The organism is Methanoculleus oceani (assembly GCF_023702065.1).
Lineage (GTDB): Archaea > Halobacteriota > Methanomicrobia > Methanomicrobiales > Methanoculleaceae > Methanoculleus > Methanoculleus oceani.
This window is the reverse complement of record NZ_QFDM01000003.1, coordinates 1-13241: the sequence shown is the minus strand read 5'-3', so window position 1 is coordinate 13241 and position 13241 is coordinate 1. Positions and strand designations below refer to the sequence as shown.

General features: G+C 63.5%; 11 protein-coding genes. 6 read left to right on the top strand and 5 right to left on the bottom strand.

Going from position 1 to position 13241, the window contains the following annotated elements:
- Nucleotides 1–21: 21 nt before the first annotated feature.
- The 4 genes from DIC75_RS09725 (at nucleotide 22) to DIC75_RS09710 (ending at nucleotide 5512) form a co-directional block, all read left to right on the top strand.
- Nucleotides 22–2118 carry an outer membrane protein assembly factor BamB family protein gene (locus tag DIC75_RS09725; RefSeq protein WP_250987845.1) on the top strand — a complete coding sequence of 699 codons (2097 nt, stop codon included), beginning with the start codon at nucleotides 22–24 and terminating at the stop codon, nucleotides 2116–2118.
- A 116-nt stretch (nucleotides 2119–2234) separates the two neighbouring features.
- Complete coding sequence (locus DIC75_RS09720) at nucleotides 2235–2798, top strand: cupredoxin domain-containing protein (RefSeq protein ID WP_250987844.1); 564 nt, start codon at nucleotides 2235–2237, stop codon at nucleotides 2796–2798.
- A gap of 158 nt (nucleotides 2799–2956) precedes the next feature.
- Complete coding sequence (locus tag DIC75_RS09715) at nucleotides 2957–5065, top strand: PQQ-dependent sugar dehydrogenase (RefSeq protein ID WP_250987843.1); 2109 nt, start codon at nucleotides 2957–2959, stop codon at nucleotides 5063–5065.
- Between the two features lie 195 nt (nucleotides 5066–5260).
- A complete protein-coding gene (locus tag DIC75_RS09710; RefSeq protein WP_250987842.1) occupies nucleotides 5261–5512 on the top strand; it encodes a hypothetical protein in 252 nt (83 codons plus the stop codon).
- A gap of 192 nt (nucleotides 5513–5704) precedes the next feature.
- Here DIC75_RS09710 and DIC75_RS09705 read toward each other — a convergent pair whose 3' ends face one another.
- The 5 genes from DIC75_RS09705 to DIC75_RS09685 all read right to left on the bottom strand — a co-directional run bounded on the left by DIC75_RS09705 (nucleotide 5705) and on the right by DIC75_RS09685 (nucleotide 12297).
- On the bottom strand, nucleotides 5705–10042 hold the full coding sequence (locus DIC75_RS09705; RefSeq protein ID WP_250987841.1) for an Ig-like domain-containing protein: 4338 nt from the start codon (nucleotides 10040–10042) through the stop codon (nucleotides 5705–5707).
- 393 nt (nucleotides 10043–10435) lie between these two features.
- On the bottom strand, nucleotides 10436–11224 hold the full coding sequence (locus DIC75_RS09700) for a flavodoxin family protein (protein ID WP_250987840.1): 789 nt from the start codon (nucleotides 11222–11224) through the stop codon (nucleotides 10436–10438).
- Nucleotides 11225–11362: 138 nt separating this feature from the next.
- Nucleotides 11363–11626, bottom strand: coding sequence for a type II toxin-antitoxin system RelE family toxin (locus DIC75_RS09695; protein WP_250987839.1), 264 nt, complete (start codon nucleotides 11624–11626; stop codon nucleotides 11363–11365).
- Nucleotides 11623–11862 carry a hypothetical protein gene (locus tag DIC75_RS09690; RefSeq protein WP_250987838.1) on the bottom strand — a complete coding sequence of 80 codons (240 nt, stop codon included), beginning with the start codon at nucleotides 11860–11862 and terminating at the stop codon, nucleotides 11623–11625. Before DIC75_RS09690 ends, DIC75_RS09695 begins: the two co-directional genes overlap by 4 nt.
- 153 nt (nucleotides 11863–12015) lie before the next feature.
- Nucleotides 12016–12297: a hypothetical protein gene (locus DIC75_RS09685; protein ID WP_250987837.1), complete on the bottom strand. Its 282-nt coding sequence runs from the start codon at nucleotides 12295–12297 to the stop codon at nucleotides 12016–12018.
- 15 nt (nucleotides 12298–12312) lie between these two features.
- On the opposite strand from DIC75_RS09685, the gene DIC75_RS12370 reads away from it, so the two are divergent.
- Both DIC75_RS12370 and DIC75_RS09675 read left to right on the top strand, forming a co-directional pair.
- Nucleotides 12313–12456 (top strand): hypothetical protein, encoded by a 144-nt coding sequence (locus DIC75_RS12370; RefSeq protein ID WP_250987836.1) that lies wholly within the window; start codon nucleotides 12313–12315, stop codon nucleotides 12454–12456.
- Between the two features lie 269 nt (nucleotides 12457–12725).
- Nucleotides 12726–13100 (top strand): type IV pilin N-terminal domain-containing protein, encoded by a 375-nt coding sequence (locus DIC75_RS09675; protein WP_250987835.1) that lies wholly within the window; start codon nucleotides 12726–12728, stop codon nucleotides 13098–13100.
- Nucleotides 13101–13241 lie beyond the last annotated feature (141 nt).

The window sequence follows — 13241 nt, the reverse complement described above, 5'->3', positions numbered from 1 at the left end:
GCTTTCTCATTCCTGCCCCGTATGCAGAGATTGTCAAGGCTCCTGATCATCACCCTTCTAGGGTGCCTAATGCTCTTTTCCGGGGCGGTCGCCCAGGAAGAGAACGCGAGCGACATGAGCAACGAAACAACTGACCTTCAGGCGGCGGAGGGAGTCCCGCCGGAGATCATGCAGTATACGGCCGACTGGCCGCTTCCGAACAGAGACTACGAGAATACACGCGCAACGACCGACGTATCGATTAATAAGGACAATGTAAACGATCTGGCGATCGCCTGGACGTTCGAGATCAACGCCACCGGCATCTTCGGCGGCGCGAGCAGCAACCCCATCATCATGGGGGACACCGTTTACTTCCAGGACCTCTACGCCGACACCTACGCCCTGAACCTCGCCGACGGTTCGGTGAAGTGGGAGAAGATCTACAACAACACCACCGTGACCGGGCCGAACGGGCCGGCGGTCGGGTGGGGCAAGGTCTTCGTGACGAGCGACCCGTTCTCCGTCGCGGCGCTGGACGCATCGAGCGGTGAAGAACTCTGGTCGATGCAGCTCATCAACACCACGCCCCTGGAGGGAGTGATCATCGGCGAGGGCATCGACATCCAGCCCACGGTCTACGACAACCTCGTCTACACCTCGACGGTGCCCGGCCGCGGCGACGTCTTCTACCGGGGCGGCGCCGTCGGGTACATCTATGCCCTCGACCAGGAGACCGGCGAGATCGCGTGGAACTTCAGCACGGTCGACGACCCGGTGAACATCTGGGGCAACCCCGACGTCAACAGCGGCGGCGGTGTCTGGTACACCCCGGCGGTGGATACGGAAACGGGCATCACCTACTGGCCCATAGCGAACCCGGCACCCTTCGCGGGGACTCCTGAGTTCCCGAACGCCGCAAGCCGGCCCGGCCCGAACCTCTACACGAACACCATGATGGCGCTCGACCATGCGACCGGGGATATGGTCTGGTTCACCCAGGTGCTTCCGCACGACCTCTTCGACCACGATCTCCAGATCTCGCCGATCCTCACCAGCGCCAACGTCAGCGGAGAGGACCAGAACGTCGTGATCAGCGCCGGGAAGATGGGGAGGGTGTATGCCTTCAACCGCGACACCGGAGCCATCCTCTGGATCGCCGTCGTGGGCAGGCACGAGAACGACCAGCTTGCGGCGCTGCCGCCCGGCAACACCACGGTCTATCCGGGAGCGCTCGGCGGGGTCGAGACCCCGATGGCCTACGCGAACGGCACGGTCTACGTGCCCTACGTCGACCTCTACACCATCTGGTCGCCGACAAGTTCGCTCTCCCTGGGCGTCGAGGGCCTGCCCCAGGCTGAGATCCAGCCGGTCCCCGAGGGGACGGGCGGGCTTGTGGCCGTTGAGGCCTATTCCGGCAAGATCCTCTGGGATCAGAAACTTGACTCCATCAACGTGGGCGGTGCGACGGTCGTCAACGACCTGGTCTTCACGGCGACCTTCAACGGGACGATCTACGCATTCGACACGACGACCGGTGAAGAGGTCTGGAGTTTCACCGCTCCTGCGGGCATCAACGCCTGGCCTGCGGTTGCGAACGACACCATCGTCTGGCCCTGCGGCGTCGGGGAGATGGCCCAGGTCATTGCGCTCCGTCCCGGCGGGATGGGGAACGTGACCCCAACCCCGACAGTGAACGTGACCCCGACTATCCTGCCCCCGGCCGGGAACGTGACCCCGACGATGAACGTCACGCCGACGCCAACCGTGAACATGACACCGACCCCGACGGTCAACGTGACCCCGACAGCAACCGTGAACGTGACTCCGGCCCCGACGGTACCCGGGAACGAGACGACGGTGAACATCTCCGCCGATAACCTCGCGTTCGACACGAGCACGATCACGGTGCCGGCGGGGGCGAACGTGACGATGGTCTTCGACAACCAGGACGGCGGCATCCCCCACAACGTCGCGGTCTACGACAGTCCCCTCCGGGCGGAGCAGATCTTCGTGGGCGAGATCATCACCGGGCCCGCCGAGATCACCTACACCTTCCCCGCTCCTGAAGAGCCCGGGACCTACTACTTCCAGTGCGACGTCCATCCCTCCATGAACGGCGATTTCATCGTGGAGTGATCCGGAACGCACCGGCGTGCGGGGAGCGGGATTGTCCCGCTCCTCCCACCCCTTTCTCCTGTGCGGACCTCTCCGCGCGGATAATTATAAATAGCATGTACGGGATCGCCTCTCTCATGAGGCCCAATGCAGTCCTTCTTATGGCGCTCCTCATCGTGAGCGCCGGCATGCTGGTCGCGGGATGCACCGCGCCGGGTGGAGACGGCACCCAGCCGACCCCCACGGAGACGATAACAACCCCGACCGAGACCCAGACCCCGCTCGAGACCGAGACCCCGATGATGACCGAGACGCCACTCGAGACCGGAACACCGACCGGGACCGAAACCCCGGCAGCCACAGAGACAACGGGCGTGACAACGGCAGCAACGACCGCAGCGGGCGGAGAGGTCGCGACAGTCGATATCGTCGCCGATAACATGGCGTTTGACACGAGCACGATCACGGTGCCGGCGGGGGCGGAGGTGACGATGGTCTTCGACAACCAGGACGATGGCATCCTCCACAATGTTGCGGTCTACACGGACTCTTCCGCGACCGAGGAGATCTTCGTGGGCGAGACCATCACCGGCCCGGAGACGACCACCTACACTTTCACGGCGCCGGAAGAGCCCGGCACCTACTTCTTCCGGTGCGACGTCCACCCCCAGCAGATGACCGGCGACTTCATCGTGGAGTGACCGGCACCCGCCATCAACGAGAGATCCCCCGGATCTCTCTTCCTCTCCTCTTCTGAAGGGATCGTGTTGATGAGGGTCCCGCCTGAACCGTGGACCCGGGGTACGGCCGGTCGATCCGGCGCAACACTTATCAAGCCGGATACCCTGTCCTGCCTCGCATGACAAAAGTTACCCCTGTCATAGCATCCCTCCTGATCCTCGCACTCATCGCGGGTGCGGGTGCAGCGCAGGTGGGATCGAGCAACGTCAGTAACATCAATGAGAGTTCAAACCAGACGACCGGTATAGAAGGCGCATCTGCGCAGAACATGAGCGGCAACGCAACGGACCTCACGAACGCCGGGTCCCTGCTTGCCGCGGAACTCCAGGGCAACACGTCCCGGACGAACCTGACGGCCGCCCCGAACGTCACGACCGAGATCGGCCTTGAACTCGTCGCGGAGAACTTCACCTCGCCGCTTGCGATCACGGCGCCCGACGACGGGACCGGACGGCTCTTCGTCGTGGACCAGATTGGCGTGGTGCAGGTCGTCGACGCGAACGGGACCACGCTCCCCGAGCCGTTCCTGGACCTCCGGGATAAGATGGTCGACCTCAACCCGACCTACGACGAGCGGGGCCTGCTCTCGATCGCGTTCCACCCGAACTTCTCGGAGAACGGCAAGGTCTACGCCTTCTACAGCGCACCCTTAAGGCCGGAGGCTCCCGAGGACTGGAACTGCACGAACCACATCTCCGAGTTCCAGGTCGACCCCGAAGACCAAAACCGGGTGAACGCAACCTCCGAGAGGGTGCTGATGTACATCGACAAGCCCTACCATAACCACAACGGCGGCCAGCTCGCCTTCAGCCCCGCCGACGGCTTCCTCTACATCTCGCTCGGGGATGCCGGGAGGGCGAACGACGTCGGGAACGGCCACACCCCCGGTATCGGGAACGCCCAGGACCTCACGAAGATCTACGGCAAGATGCTCCGGATCGACGTGGAGAACGTCACCGACGGGAACGTAACGATCCCGCAGAATGTGACGATGATGAACCAGACGGAGAACATGAGCGTCAACCGGACCGCAAACCCGCCTGATCCGACGTGGACGACGTTTGCAGGCAGCCTCTACGGCATACCCGCCGACAACCCGTTTGCTGAGAACCAGACCGAGATCCTCGACACCTACGCCTACGAATCCGTCCCACCCGAGATCTACGCCTACGGGTTCCGGAACCCGGCCTACATGTCCTTTGACTCCGGCGGCAACAACGCGCTCTTCGTCGCCGACGCGGGCCAGAACCTCTTTGAGGAGGTGGACGTCGTCTACAACGGCGGCAACTACGGCTGGAACATCCGCGAGGGCACGCACTGCTTCGACCCGAACGCCACCACGGCCCCGCCGGAGTCCTGCAACACCACCGGCTACCTGGACGAGCCGCTGATCGGCCCCATCTTCGAGGGCGGCCGTGACCTCGGCATTGTCGTCGTCGGCGGGAACGTCTACCGCGGGACCGCCGTTCCGGATCTCGAGGGCAGGTACGTCTTCGGCTACTGGAGCGACAGCCGGACGGTGGGCAACGGCACTCTCCTCGCCGCCACACCCCCGGCGGGATGGGCCGCACCGCAGTCCGCCGCGAACCTGACCCCTGAGGCGAACGCCATGTGGGAGGTCCAGACGCTGAACATCACCTCCGGCGAGAACGAGACCCTGGGCATGTTCCTGCGCGGGTTCGGCGAGGATGCCGAACGTGACCTCTATGTGCTGACGAACGATGTGGGAGGACCCGATAACTCCACCAGCACCGGCAGGGTCTGGAGGGTCGTGCCGCCCACCAATGTCAGCACCACGCCGACGATGACCGGGAACGAGACCCCGACAGCGACCGGGAACGAGACCCCGACAGCGACCGGGAACGAGACCCCTGTGGTTGTTCCCCCGGTCGGAAACCAGACCATGAACATGACCCCGACCCCGACGGCGGCCGGTGCCGCGACGACGGTGAACATCGCCGCCGATAACCTCGCGTTCGACACGAGCACGATCACGGTGCCGGCGGGGGCGGAGGTGACGATGGTCTTTGACAACCAGGACGACGGCGTCCCCCACAATGTTGCGGTCTACGACAGCCCCCTCCGGGCGGAGCAGATCTTCGTGGGCGAGGTCATCGACGGGCCTGCCGAGATCACCTACACCTTCACGGCACCGTCCGAACCCGGGACCTACTACTTCCAGTGCGATGTCCACCCCGACATGAACGGCGAGTTCATCGTGGAGTGATGTCGAGGGGGACCATTCCCCTTTTTCTCTTGCGCAGCGCCCGAAAGCAGCCGAAGAATGTTCCTGCCCCGGTGCCCTCCGCGCTCCGGGCGGCCGGGATGCAGGGCGGTCCTGTGCCCTGGACGGTGGTCCTGGCGGCGGCGACCCGCACGGGTGAACAAACTATAAGTAACATGTGTGTGATGGGCCCCTTCCATGAGGCCCATCATAGTCCTTCTGGCGGTGCTCCTCATCCTGGGCGCCGGCATCCTGGTCGCGGGATGCACCATGCCGAGTGGAGACGGCGTCCTGCCGACCCCCACGGAGACGGTGACAACCCCGATGGAGACCGAGACCCCAATGGAGACCGAGACCCCGATGATGACCGAGACCCCACCAGGTGATCCGGTGGACGTCGAGACTCCGGTGGGGGGCGAGACCCCACCGGGCGGTCCGGCGGGGTACTGACGCGGAAAGACCGTCGAACATGTTATGAAGGGCTCAGCCCCTTCCTCTTTTTACAGAACTCCGCGGAAAGGCACCTGCATATTCGCACCGAACGCGGCCGGCACCACGCGGGAGAGAACCCTGTATGCGTGTCATCCCGGGTTTTGGCACCCCGGGAGGATGTCTGCAAAAAGGCGTCAAAAAAAGGTGGGGTTAGTTCTTCCTTCTTCCCCAGAGAAGGAATGCCAGCGGGGCGAGGAGGGGCGCGTAGACGAGCGGTGCCGCGGGTGTCGTCGGCACGGCGGTCGTCTGCTCCGTCGTCGGCTCTTCGGTCATGGTTGCCGTGGCGTTCGTCTCCTCTCCCGTGGCGGTCGTGGTTACGGTCATGTTCTCCGGCATCGCAGCGATTGCGAAGGTGGAGAATCCGGGGGTGGTTGCCCGGAAGCGGTACTTCCCGTTCTCTTCACCGACGACCTCGGTCTCCAGGATCTGCCAGCCGCCGTCGACGTAACGCATGAGCCTGACGTCCTGTGGGAGCATGTCGTGCTCCTCGAGCCACTTTGCCGGGACGGTGAAGGTCATCGTCGCGTTGTCGATCTGGTTCGGGCTCACCCACGAGAGAGCGATCTCGACGTACTCGTAGGTGCGGTCGCAGGGAGGCTCCGCCAGGTTGGGGCACTTCGCCTCCTTCACGGTCATCAGCAGCTTCGGGATGTTGTCGGCCGCCGTGATGGCAACGCTGCCGACCGACGAGACGCTGATACCCGAGAACGTGTGCGTCTCGCCGCCCTTCAGGTTCTCGCAGATCCCTGCGAAGAAGCTGGGGGGGGCGTAGCCGCCGCCGTCGCTCGAGGCGCGTTTTTTCGATCCGGGGTTGGGTGTGGGTTTGGGCGTGGGGTCGGCCGTGGGCGACGCCGTGATGGTGACAGACGCCGTTCCTTCCACGCCGCCGGCACAGGCCGTCACGTCCGCAGACCCTTCCGTGAACGCCGCGAAGAGTCCGGCCCGGTCGATCGTGCCGACATCATCGCCGGAGCACGACCACCTGACCCTGACCCAGTCCATCACGTTCTCGCACTGGTCGAATACCGTGGCCGTGAACTCCCGGGTTTCTCCGGTCTGAATCGTGGCCGTGGCCGGTTTGACCTCGATGCAGGCCGGGACCGGGAGCGAGGGCTCGACGGTCACGCAGGCGGAGCCGGAGACTCCGTCCGCCGATGCGATGAGGGTCACTGCTCCGGCCTCGAGAGCGGTGAAGACGCCGCTGCAGAGATCGATGGTGCCGACGCACGGGTCGCTGCTCTCCCAGTCGATTATGACGTCGGGCATTTCGTAACCGTACTGGTCGAATGCGGTCGCGGTGAGCGTCAGGCTGTGGCCTGCGGGGATGCAGAAGTCGGACGGGCTGACCTCGATCCGTGTAAGCTCCGGCGCCGTCGACCGGACGGTCACCGTCGCGGTTCCGGTCGCGGTCTCGTTCTCTCCGTCAACCGTTGCGGTGACGGTCGTGGTCCCTCCGCAGACTGCGGTGAAGAGGCCGTTATCGGTGATCTCGCCGACACCCGGATCGCTGCACGACCAGGCCACTATGGAACCTGCGTTGTCCTGCAGGTCATACACGGTCGCGGTGAACTGCCGGGTGTCCCCGGGGTCCAGGATGATCGCCGACGGGGATACCACGACCCCCGAGCAGTCATCGGTGACCTCTACGTCCGCCGTCGCGGCGACGCCTCCGGCAGATGCCGTGACGGTCGCCGTGCCCGCGGCGAGGGCCGCGAAGAACCCGGTATCGTCGACCTCGCCGACGGTCTCATCGCTGCATTCCCACTCGATCTCGATGTCGGGCATCTCGCAGCCGTCCTGGTCGAGAGCGGTCGCGGTGAACGCCGCGGTGTCGTTTCTGGCGAGCGTGATCGCTGCCGGCGTGATGACGATGCACGTTACGACCGGGTCGCCGCAGTTCACGGTGACGGTTGCGGTTCCTTCGGCACCTTCTGCGCATGCGGTGATGGTCGCCGTGCCGCCGTCGAGGGCGGTGAAGACGCCGCACTCATCGATGGTCCCGACGCACGAGTCGCTGCACTCCCAGGAGATCCCGGCGTCCTCGACGATGTCGCCGAACCGGTCGAACGCGACGGCGCTGAACTCCAGGGTGTCGCCCTCCTCGAGCGTGACCTCGAACGGCACGACCGCGATCTTCGCGAGCGCAGGCTCTTCTTCGCAGACGGTGATGGTTGCTTCAGCAGAGCAGCTGCCTGCCGTTGCGGTTACGGTCGCGGTGCCCGCGGCAAGGGCGGTGAAGCATCCGTCCCCGTCGACGGTCCCGACGGGCCCGCCATTGCAGGCCCAGGTGATCTCACCGGCGGGCATGACGTTGTCGTTCTGGTCATAGCCTATCACCATGAATCTCTGGATGTCGTCGACGTCCAGGGTGGCTCCGGGCGGCGTGAGCGTGATCCTTGTCAGGACCGGCTCTTCCGGTTCTACCGGTTCGTCTGCGTTGACGGTGACGGTTGCGGTTCCGGAGGCGTCGCCCGCGGATGCGGTGACGGTCGCTGTGCCCGCGGCCTTCGCGGTGAAGAGGCCGGTATCGTCGACCTCGCCGACGGTCTCGTCGCTGCACGACCAGTCGAACTCGACGCCGGTCATCTGCTTGCCGGAATCATCGAAAGCGGTCGCAGAGAACTGCTGTATGCCGTCGATTGCGAGGGTGACCGCGGTCGGTGCGACCTCAATGCGATCGAGGACCGGTTCTACCGGAGTTTCGGCGTTGACCGTGACGGTCGCGGTTTCGGAGAGATCGCCTGCCGACGCGGTGACAGTCGCCGTGCCCGCTGCATGGGCAGTGAAGAGGCCGCTGGACTCATCGATGGTCCCGACGGTCGCGTTGTCGCTCGTCCAGGTGACCGCAACGCCGGGGATCGGGTTGTCGAACTGGTCGCGGACGGTCGCTTCGAACGTCACCGTGTCGCCGATTGCGAGGGTGGCCTCGGGCGGGTCGATCTCGATGCTTCTTGCGACCAGTTCTTCATCCGTGACGGTGACAGTAGCTTCTCCGGATTTGCCGTCTGCCGACGCAGTGACGGTCGCGGTGCCCGCGGCCTTCGCGGTGAAGAGACCCGTGCCGTCGATCTCGCCGACGGTCTCGTTGCTGCATGTCCAGTCGAACTCGACGCCGGTCATCTGCTTGCCGGACTCATCGAAGGCGGTCGCCTCGAACTGCTGTGTGCCGTCGATTGCGAGCGTGATCCCGTCCGGTACGACCTCGATCGCATCGAGGACCGGTTCTCCGGCGTTGACGGTGACGGTTGCGGTCGCGGAGATGCCGGCCGTCGCTGCGGTGACGGTCGCGGTGCCCGCTGCGGAAGCATTGAAGTAGCCTCCCGGGTCGATGAACCCGACCGTGGCGTTATTGCAGGACCAGGCGACCTTCAGGCCGGGTATGATGTTGCCGTCCTGGTCGTAGCAGGTGGCGTTGAACTTGAGTTCCTCGCCGATCTCCATCGTGGCCGTGGACGGTTCGATGTCTATCTCTGTGACTGTCTGGACCGGGCCGCCGGGCACGTAGGTGTAGACGCAGAGTTTTGCGTTCTCGTTCCGGTTCTTCTGCCAGACGATCGTGTTGCCGCTGACGGCGGGGTAGAGCTGCTCGCCGCCGGTGGTGGGCACGGACATCTCCTCCTCCCCGTCGACGAGGTCGTACATGTAGATGCTCCAGAGTCCGTCCCGCTTGTCCTCCCAGGCGATGATGCTCTCGCTGAGCGTCGGCGAGACCTGCTCGTAACTCAACTCCGTCAGCTGGCTCTCGTAGCCGGTCTCAATGTTCTTGAGGTAGATCGCGGACTGCCACGCCGCTCCCCACCGGTAATCCTCCCAGGCGATGAGGTCGCCGCATAGCGAGGGCCAGGACTGGTCCATGGTGCTCGGCGATACCGCCTGTCTGTTCCCCGTGGCGATCTCGTAGAGCTGGATCCCGGCGTCCACCTCTTCCCAGGCGACGTACTCGTCCGAGACCGCGGGCTTGAACTTGGTCGTGTCGGTGCCGAGCTCCGGATTGCAGTCGATGGTGGCCTTCACGTCTCCGGCGCCGATGTCATAGAGGACGATGTCTGTGTCGCCCCCGCTGTCGTCGTACCAGACGACGTAGTTCCCGTGGATGACGGGCAGCCACTGCTTGCCCGTGTCGTTCGTGAGCTGCGTGGTCTCTTCCGTCGAGAACGAGTAGAGGTAGATGTCCCAGTTGCCGTTCCGGTCGTCCTGCCAGACGACGTAGTCTCCCGATATGGACGGCCTCTCCTGTGAGGCGTCGTCGTTCGTGATCGGACGCCTGTCGCTGCCGGAAGTGGTCATGCAGTAGATATCCCTGGGGCCGTTGAGGAGGCTATACTCCCAGACGATCATGTTGCCGTCGATGGCCGGATGTTCGTTCCCGCCGGGGAAGAGGAATTCCTGCGGTGACCCCGGTGCCATCTCTACCGCCATAACCGGCGGCATCAGCAGTCCGATGGCGACGACTGCGCACAATAGTATCAAATATGCGTGCTTTCTCATTTTTTCCCCCCTTGTTGGTCGCTCTCCGCCTGCGAGACCGCCGTTGCATACCTCACGGTAGCACAAACGGGCTGGCTAAAGCAGGTGCTCGCCGGGGCGTCCGGCAGGCGGATTGCGAAATCCGATTTAAGACCCGGTCATAGGGTAGCCGGTGAATGGGTGGATAGCGGTATAAATATATATCTTTTACGGTGATTTATTCTCAAATTTTTATAATAAAAATGGGGATCTCTTATGAGCCGATAAGGCCGGAGGGAGATCCGGACGGGCCTTTTTCCGACCGCCCCCTGCCGGGAGACGGGGAGGCCGGCGGTGGCGCATATCCTCCCCCGGAGCGATATTGTCGGAGGTTTTTCACCTTAACCGCCGGGGAAGGACCGGGTGCCCGGCAGGTCAGCGCATCGCGGCGAGGTCCCGCCGGATCCTCCGCCTGGCGACCCACTCCACGATCCTTCCCACGGCATCGTAGAGCGGGTTGACCGGAACGCTCGTGTAGTAGCGGGCTCCTGGATCGAGCCAGCCCTGCTCCTTCCAGTAGGCGTGGTCGGCCGGGAAGGCGTCGCCGAGTTCGTCGAACGTCGCCCGCTGGCCGTGGAAGATGATGACGCTCCGGAGCCCCGGCCGCCGCTCCTTCCTCTCCGCCAGGGCCCGGAAGAACTCCCGTGCAGCCGTTTCGAGTTTCCGGTCGTTCTCCTGAGCCTTCTTCGGCGTGGTGCCGGGGGGCGTGACGATGCCGGCACGGGAGGCGACATCGAATCCCCAGATCCCGGCGACGTCCTCGAGGTAGTCGAGGACGTCTTTCTCGCCCACCGCGCCGGCGGTGGTGAGGAGGAGGGCCTTCTTGTCGAAGAACCGGGGGCGGTGAAAGATGTAGGAGAACCGGTCGATGAAGGTCTTCATGAGGCCGGTGACATTCAGGCCGTAGACCGGGGACGCGAAGATCACCCCGTCGGCGTCGTGCATCTTCTCCTCGACGGCGGGAGCGTCGTCACGGACGGGGCAGCGCTCCTCGCCCCATTCGAAGCACGCATGGCATCCCCGGCAGGGTTCAAGTTTGACGCCCGAAAGCATGAGGTACTCGAACTCGACGTCGCCGAGGGACCGCATCACGTCCTCGATCCTCTGCGCCGCCCGGTAGGTGTTGCCTTTCCGGGGGCTTCCCATGATAACCAGGATCTTCATGCACAAGGCCTCCGTGCGTTCTCCGGTGCGGGGCACCGGCTGAGATTCTGTTGCGCGATACGATAAGGGTTGCCGGGGCGGTCGCTCAGCACCGGTTTGTCAGTAAGTTCCGCCGGAAGGGGAGGCTCACGTGGCATCTCACAGGTTGTTGTAGGCGTTCTTTCGATGACCGACGTCGACCGCCATGATGACGAGTTGGCGGTGCTCAAATGCCAGGATGACCCGGTACGTCCCTACTCGCAGGGAGAACAGGGGTGAGTTCGTCAGACGCTTCACCTGCAGGTGGGGGTATTCTTCTTCTGCCAGCAGTTCAAGCGTCTGGATAATCCGGCCGGTAACCTCCTTTGGAAGGTGCTTTAATTTGTACTGGACTCTTTTTGAGTAGATGAGCGAATATTTCACTCGATCCCCAGATCCCGCTTTAACGCTTCATGTGTTACGAACTCGCCCCGCTGGATCTCATCCAGCGATGCCTGGATGTCGGCAATCGTCTCGGGACTCAACGGTTCACGATCCTCGCTCTGCTCCAGCAACCGGCGTATTATGGATCGGTACGGCTCTTTGGGATAGCGGCGCAGACGGTTCAGCCGGTCCCGGTCGGATCTGGTGATCTCAATCGTAGTCGTCTCCTCTGCCATAATATGTTATAGTGGTCTATGAGATATAAAAGGGTGGCCATGCCGAAAGAGCATCCGCAGAGTGGTCGTGGAGCCTGCACCTGCATATTCTCCGTAGGAGCGAGGTAAGAATTCCTCAGGCCTGGAGGCCGGTAAAAAAAGTGAGGGTCGCGGTTAGTAAACCGCTCCGGTCGCCCCGGAGACGAGCGCGGCCACGATTGCGGCCAGGAAGAAGAACGCGGCGATGCCGAAGACCCAGAGGAAGACGAAGAGGATCATGTGAAGGACGCTCGTCGCCCGGTAGGGGATCTCCCCTGCATTCATCCGCTTTGCCGTCGCATACGCATCGTAGATGCCGTAGATTGCCACGATCAGGCCCGGGATGACGAAGATCAGCGAGCCGATGAAGGTCCCGATAAGGATGACGCAGCCCCGGCCGAAATATCCGTTGTACACCTGCCCGAGGCCAAGATGATGGAGCAGAGTACCGCGATCAAGGGGCTCTTCCCGGGGTTCGTCTTCAGCCTGACCCCGCACCGGGGACAGATCTCCGCGTTCCTGCTGATCAGTTCGTTTCCGCATTCCGGACAGAAGTTCGGCAATTCCACCACCTGATGATACATGCCTGTTCTGTCACGGCAACGATATCTTTTCCGATTTTACCGTGCGGCACGGCACCGAATCCGCGCCGGAATCCGGGACGGAGAACTACGGGCCGTTCGGTCTGCCGGGAGCCCCCGATGCCCTCCCGGACGGCACATTCCGCCCCCCGGCCCCGTTCCCGGCAACAACATTTCCCCCTCTTCTCCCCGGACGGGAACGATCCGTGCTTTCCTGTGCGATATAGGCAGTCTTTTATGAGAACGCCGGAGATAGTCCCTTCTATGGCGGATACGGACTCCGGGGTCTCGGAGGTGGAGAGCGTGCTCCTGATGGTGGCGGTCGTGGTCATCCTCGCGGCGATCACGGCGTCGATGGTCTTTGGGATGCAGATGCCCGAAGAGCCGAAGCCCGTCGTGGTGACGGCGACGCGGTCGGGGGAGACGATCACGTTCACGAACCACGGCGGGATGAACATGGACCGGGCGGTGGAGATCCGGTGCTGGATCGGCGGGACGGGTCCGGGGGACGAGAACTTCACGCTCGATACCCGGGCGGGGGCGTTTGAGACACGCATCGTTCCGGACGCGGCGCGGGTCGTGGTCGTGGGGAGGTTTGAGGATAACGAGTCGTGGATTTTGGTTGATAGGACGGTTTGAGGGGTTTTGATCTTTTTTCGGCGATTTTTGAGAGCGGGAAGGTTTCTGATCGCGCTTGACGGGATAGTAGAGCAAGGGACATAGCCCGGTGCAGTGGACCGTGGGAGAATCGCCATGGGGGGTGGGGACAGGGGAGGGGGG

Excerpts from the sequence above, each read along its gene's own strand:
- DIC75_RS09720 (WP_250987844.1), top strand. The coding sequence starts at position 2,235 with ATGAGGCCCAATGCAGTCCTTCTTATGGCGCTCCTCATCGTGAGCGCC.
- DIC75_RS09710 (WP_250987842.1), top strand. The coding sequence starts at position 5,261 with ATGAGGCCCATCATAGTCCTTCTGGCGGTGCTCCTCATCCTGGGCGCC.
- DIC75_RS09675 (WP_250987835.1), top strand. The coding sequence starts at position 12,726 with ATGGCGGATACGGACTCCGGGGTCTCGGAGGTGGAGAGCGTGCTCCTG.
- DIC75_RS09690 (WP_250987838.1), bottom strand. The coding sequence starts at position 11,862 with ATGGCAGAGGAGACGACTACGATTGAGATCACCAGATCCGACCGGGAC.
- DIC75_RS09715 (WP_250987843.1), top strand. The coding sequence starts at position 2,957 with ATGACAAAAGTTACCCCTGTCATAGCATCCCTCCTGATCCTCGCACTC.
- DIC75_RS12370 (WP_250987836.1), top strand. The coding sequence starts at position 12,313 with ATGATGGAGCAGAGTACCGCGATCAAGGGGCTCTTCCCGGGGTTCGTC.
- DIC75_RS09725 (WP_250987845.1), top strand. The coding sequence starts at position 22 with ATGCAGAGATTGTCAAGGCTCCTGATCATCACCCTTCTAGGGTGCCTA.
- DIC75_RS09705 (WP_250987841.1), bottom strand. The coding sequence starts at position 10,042 with ATGAGAAAGCACGCATATTTGATACTATTGTGCGCAGTCGTCGCCATC.
- DIC75_RS09700 (WP_250987840.1), bottom strand. The coding sequence starts at position 11,224 with ATGAAGATCCTGGTTATCATGGGAAGCCCCCGGAAAGGCAACACCTAC.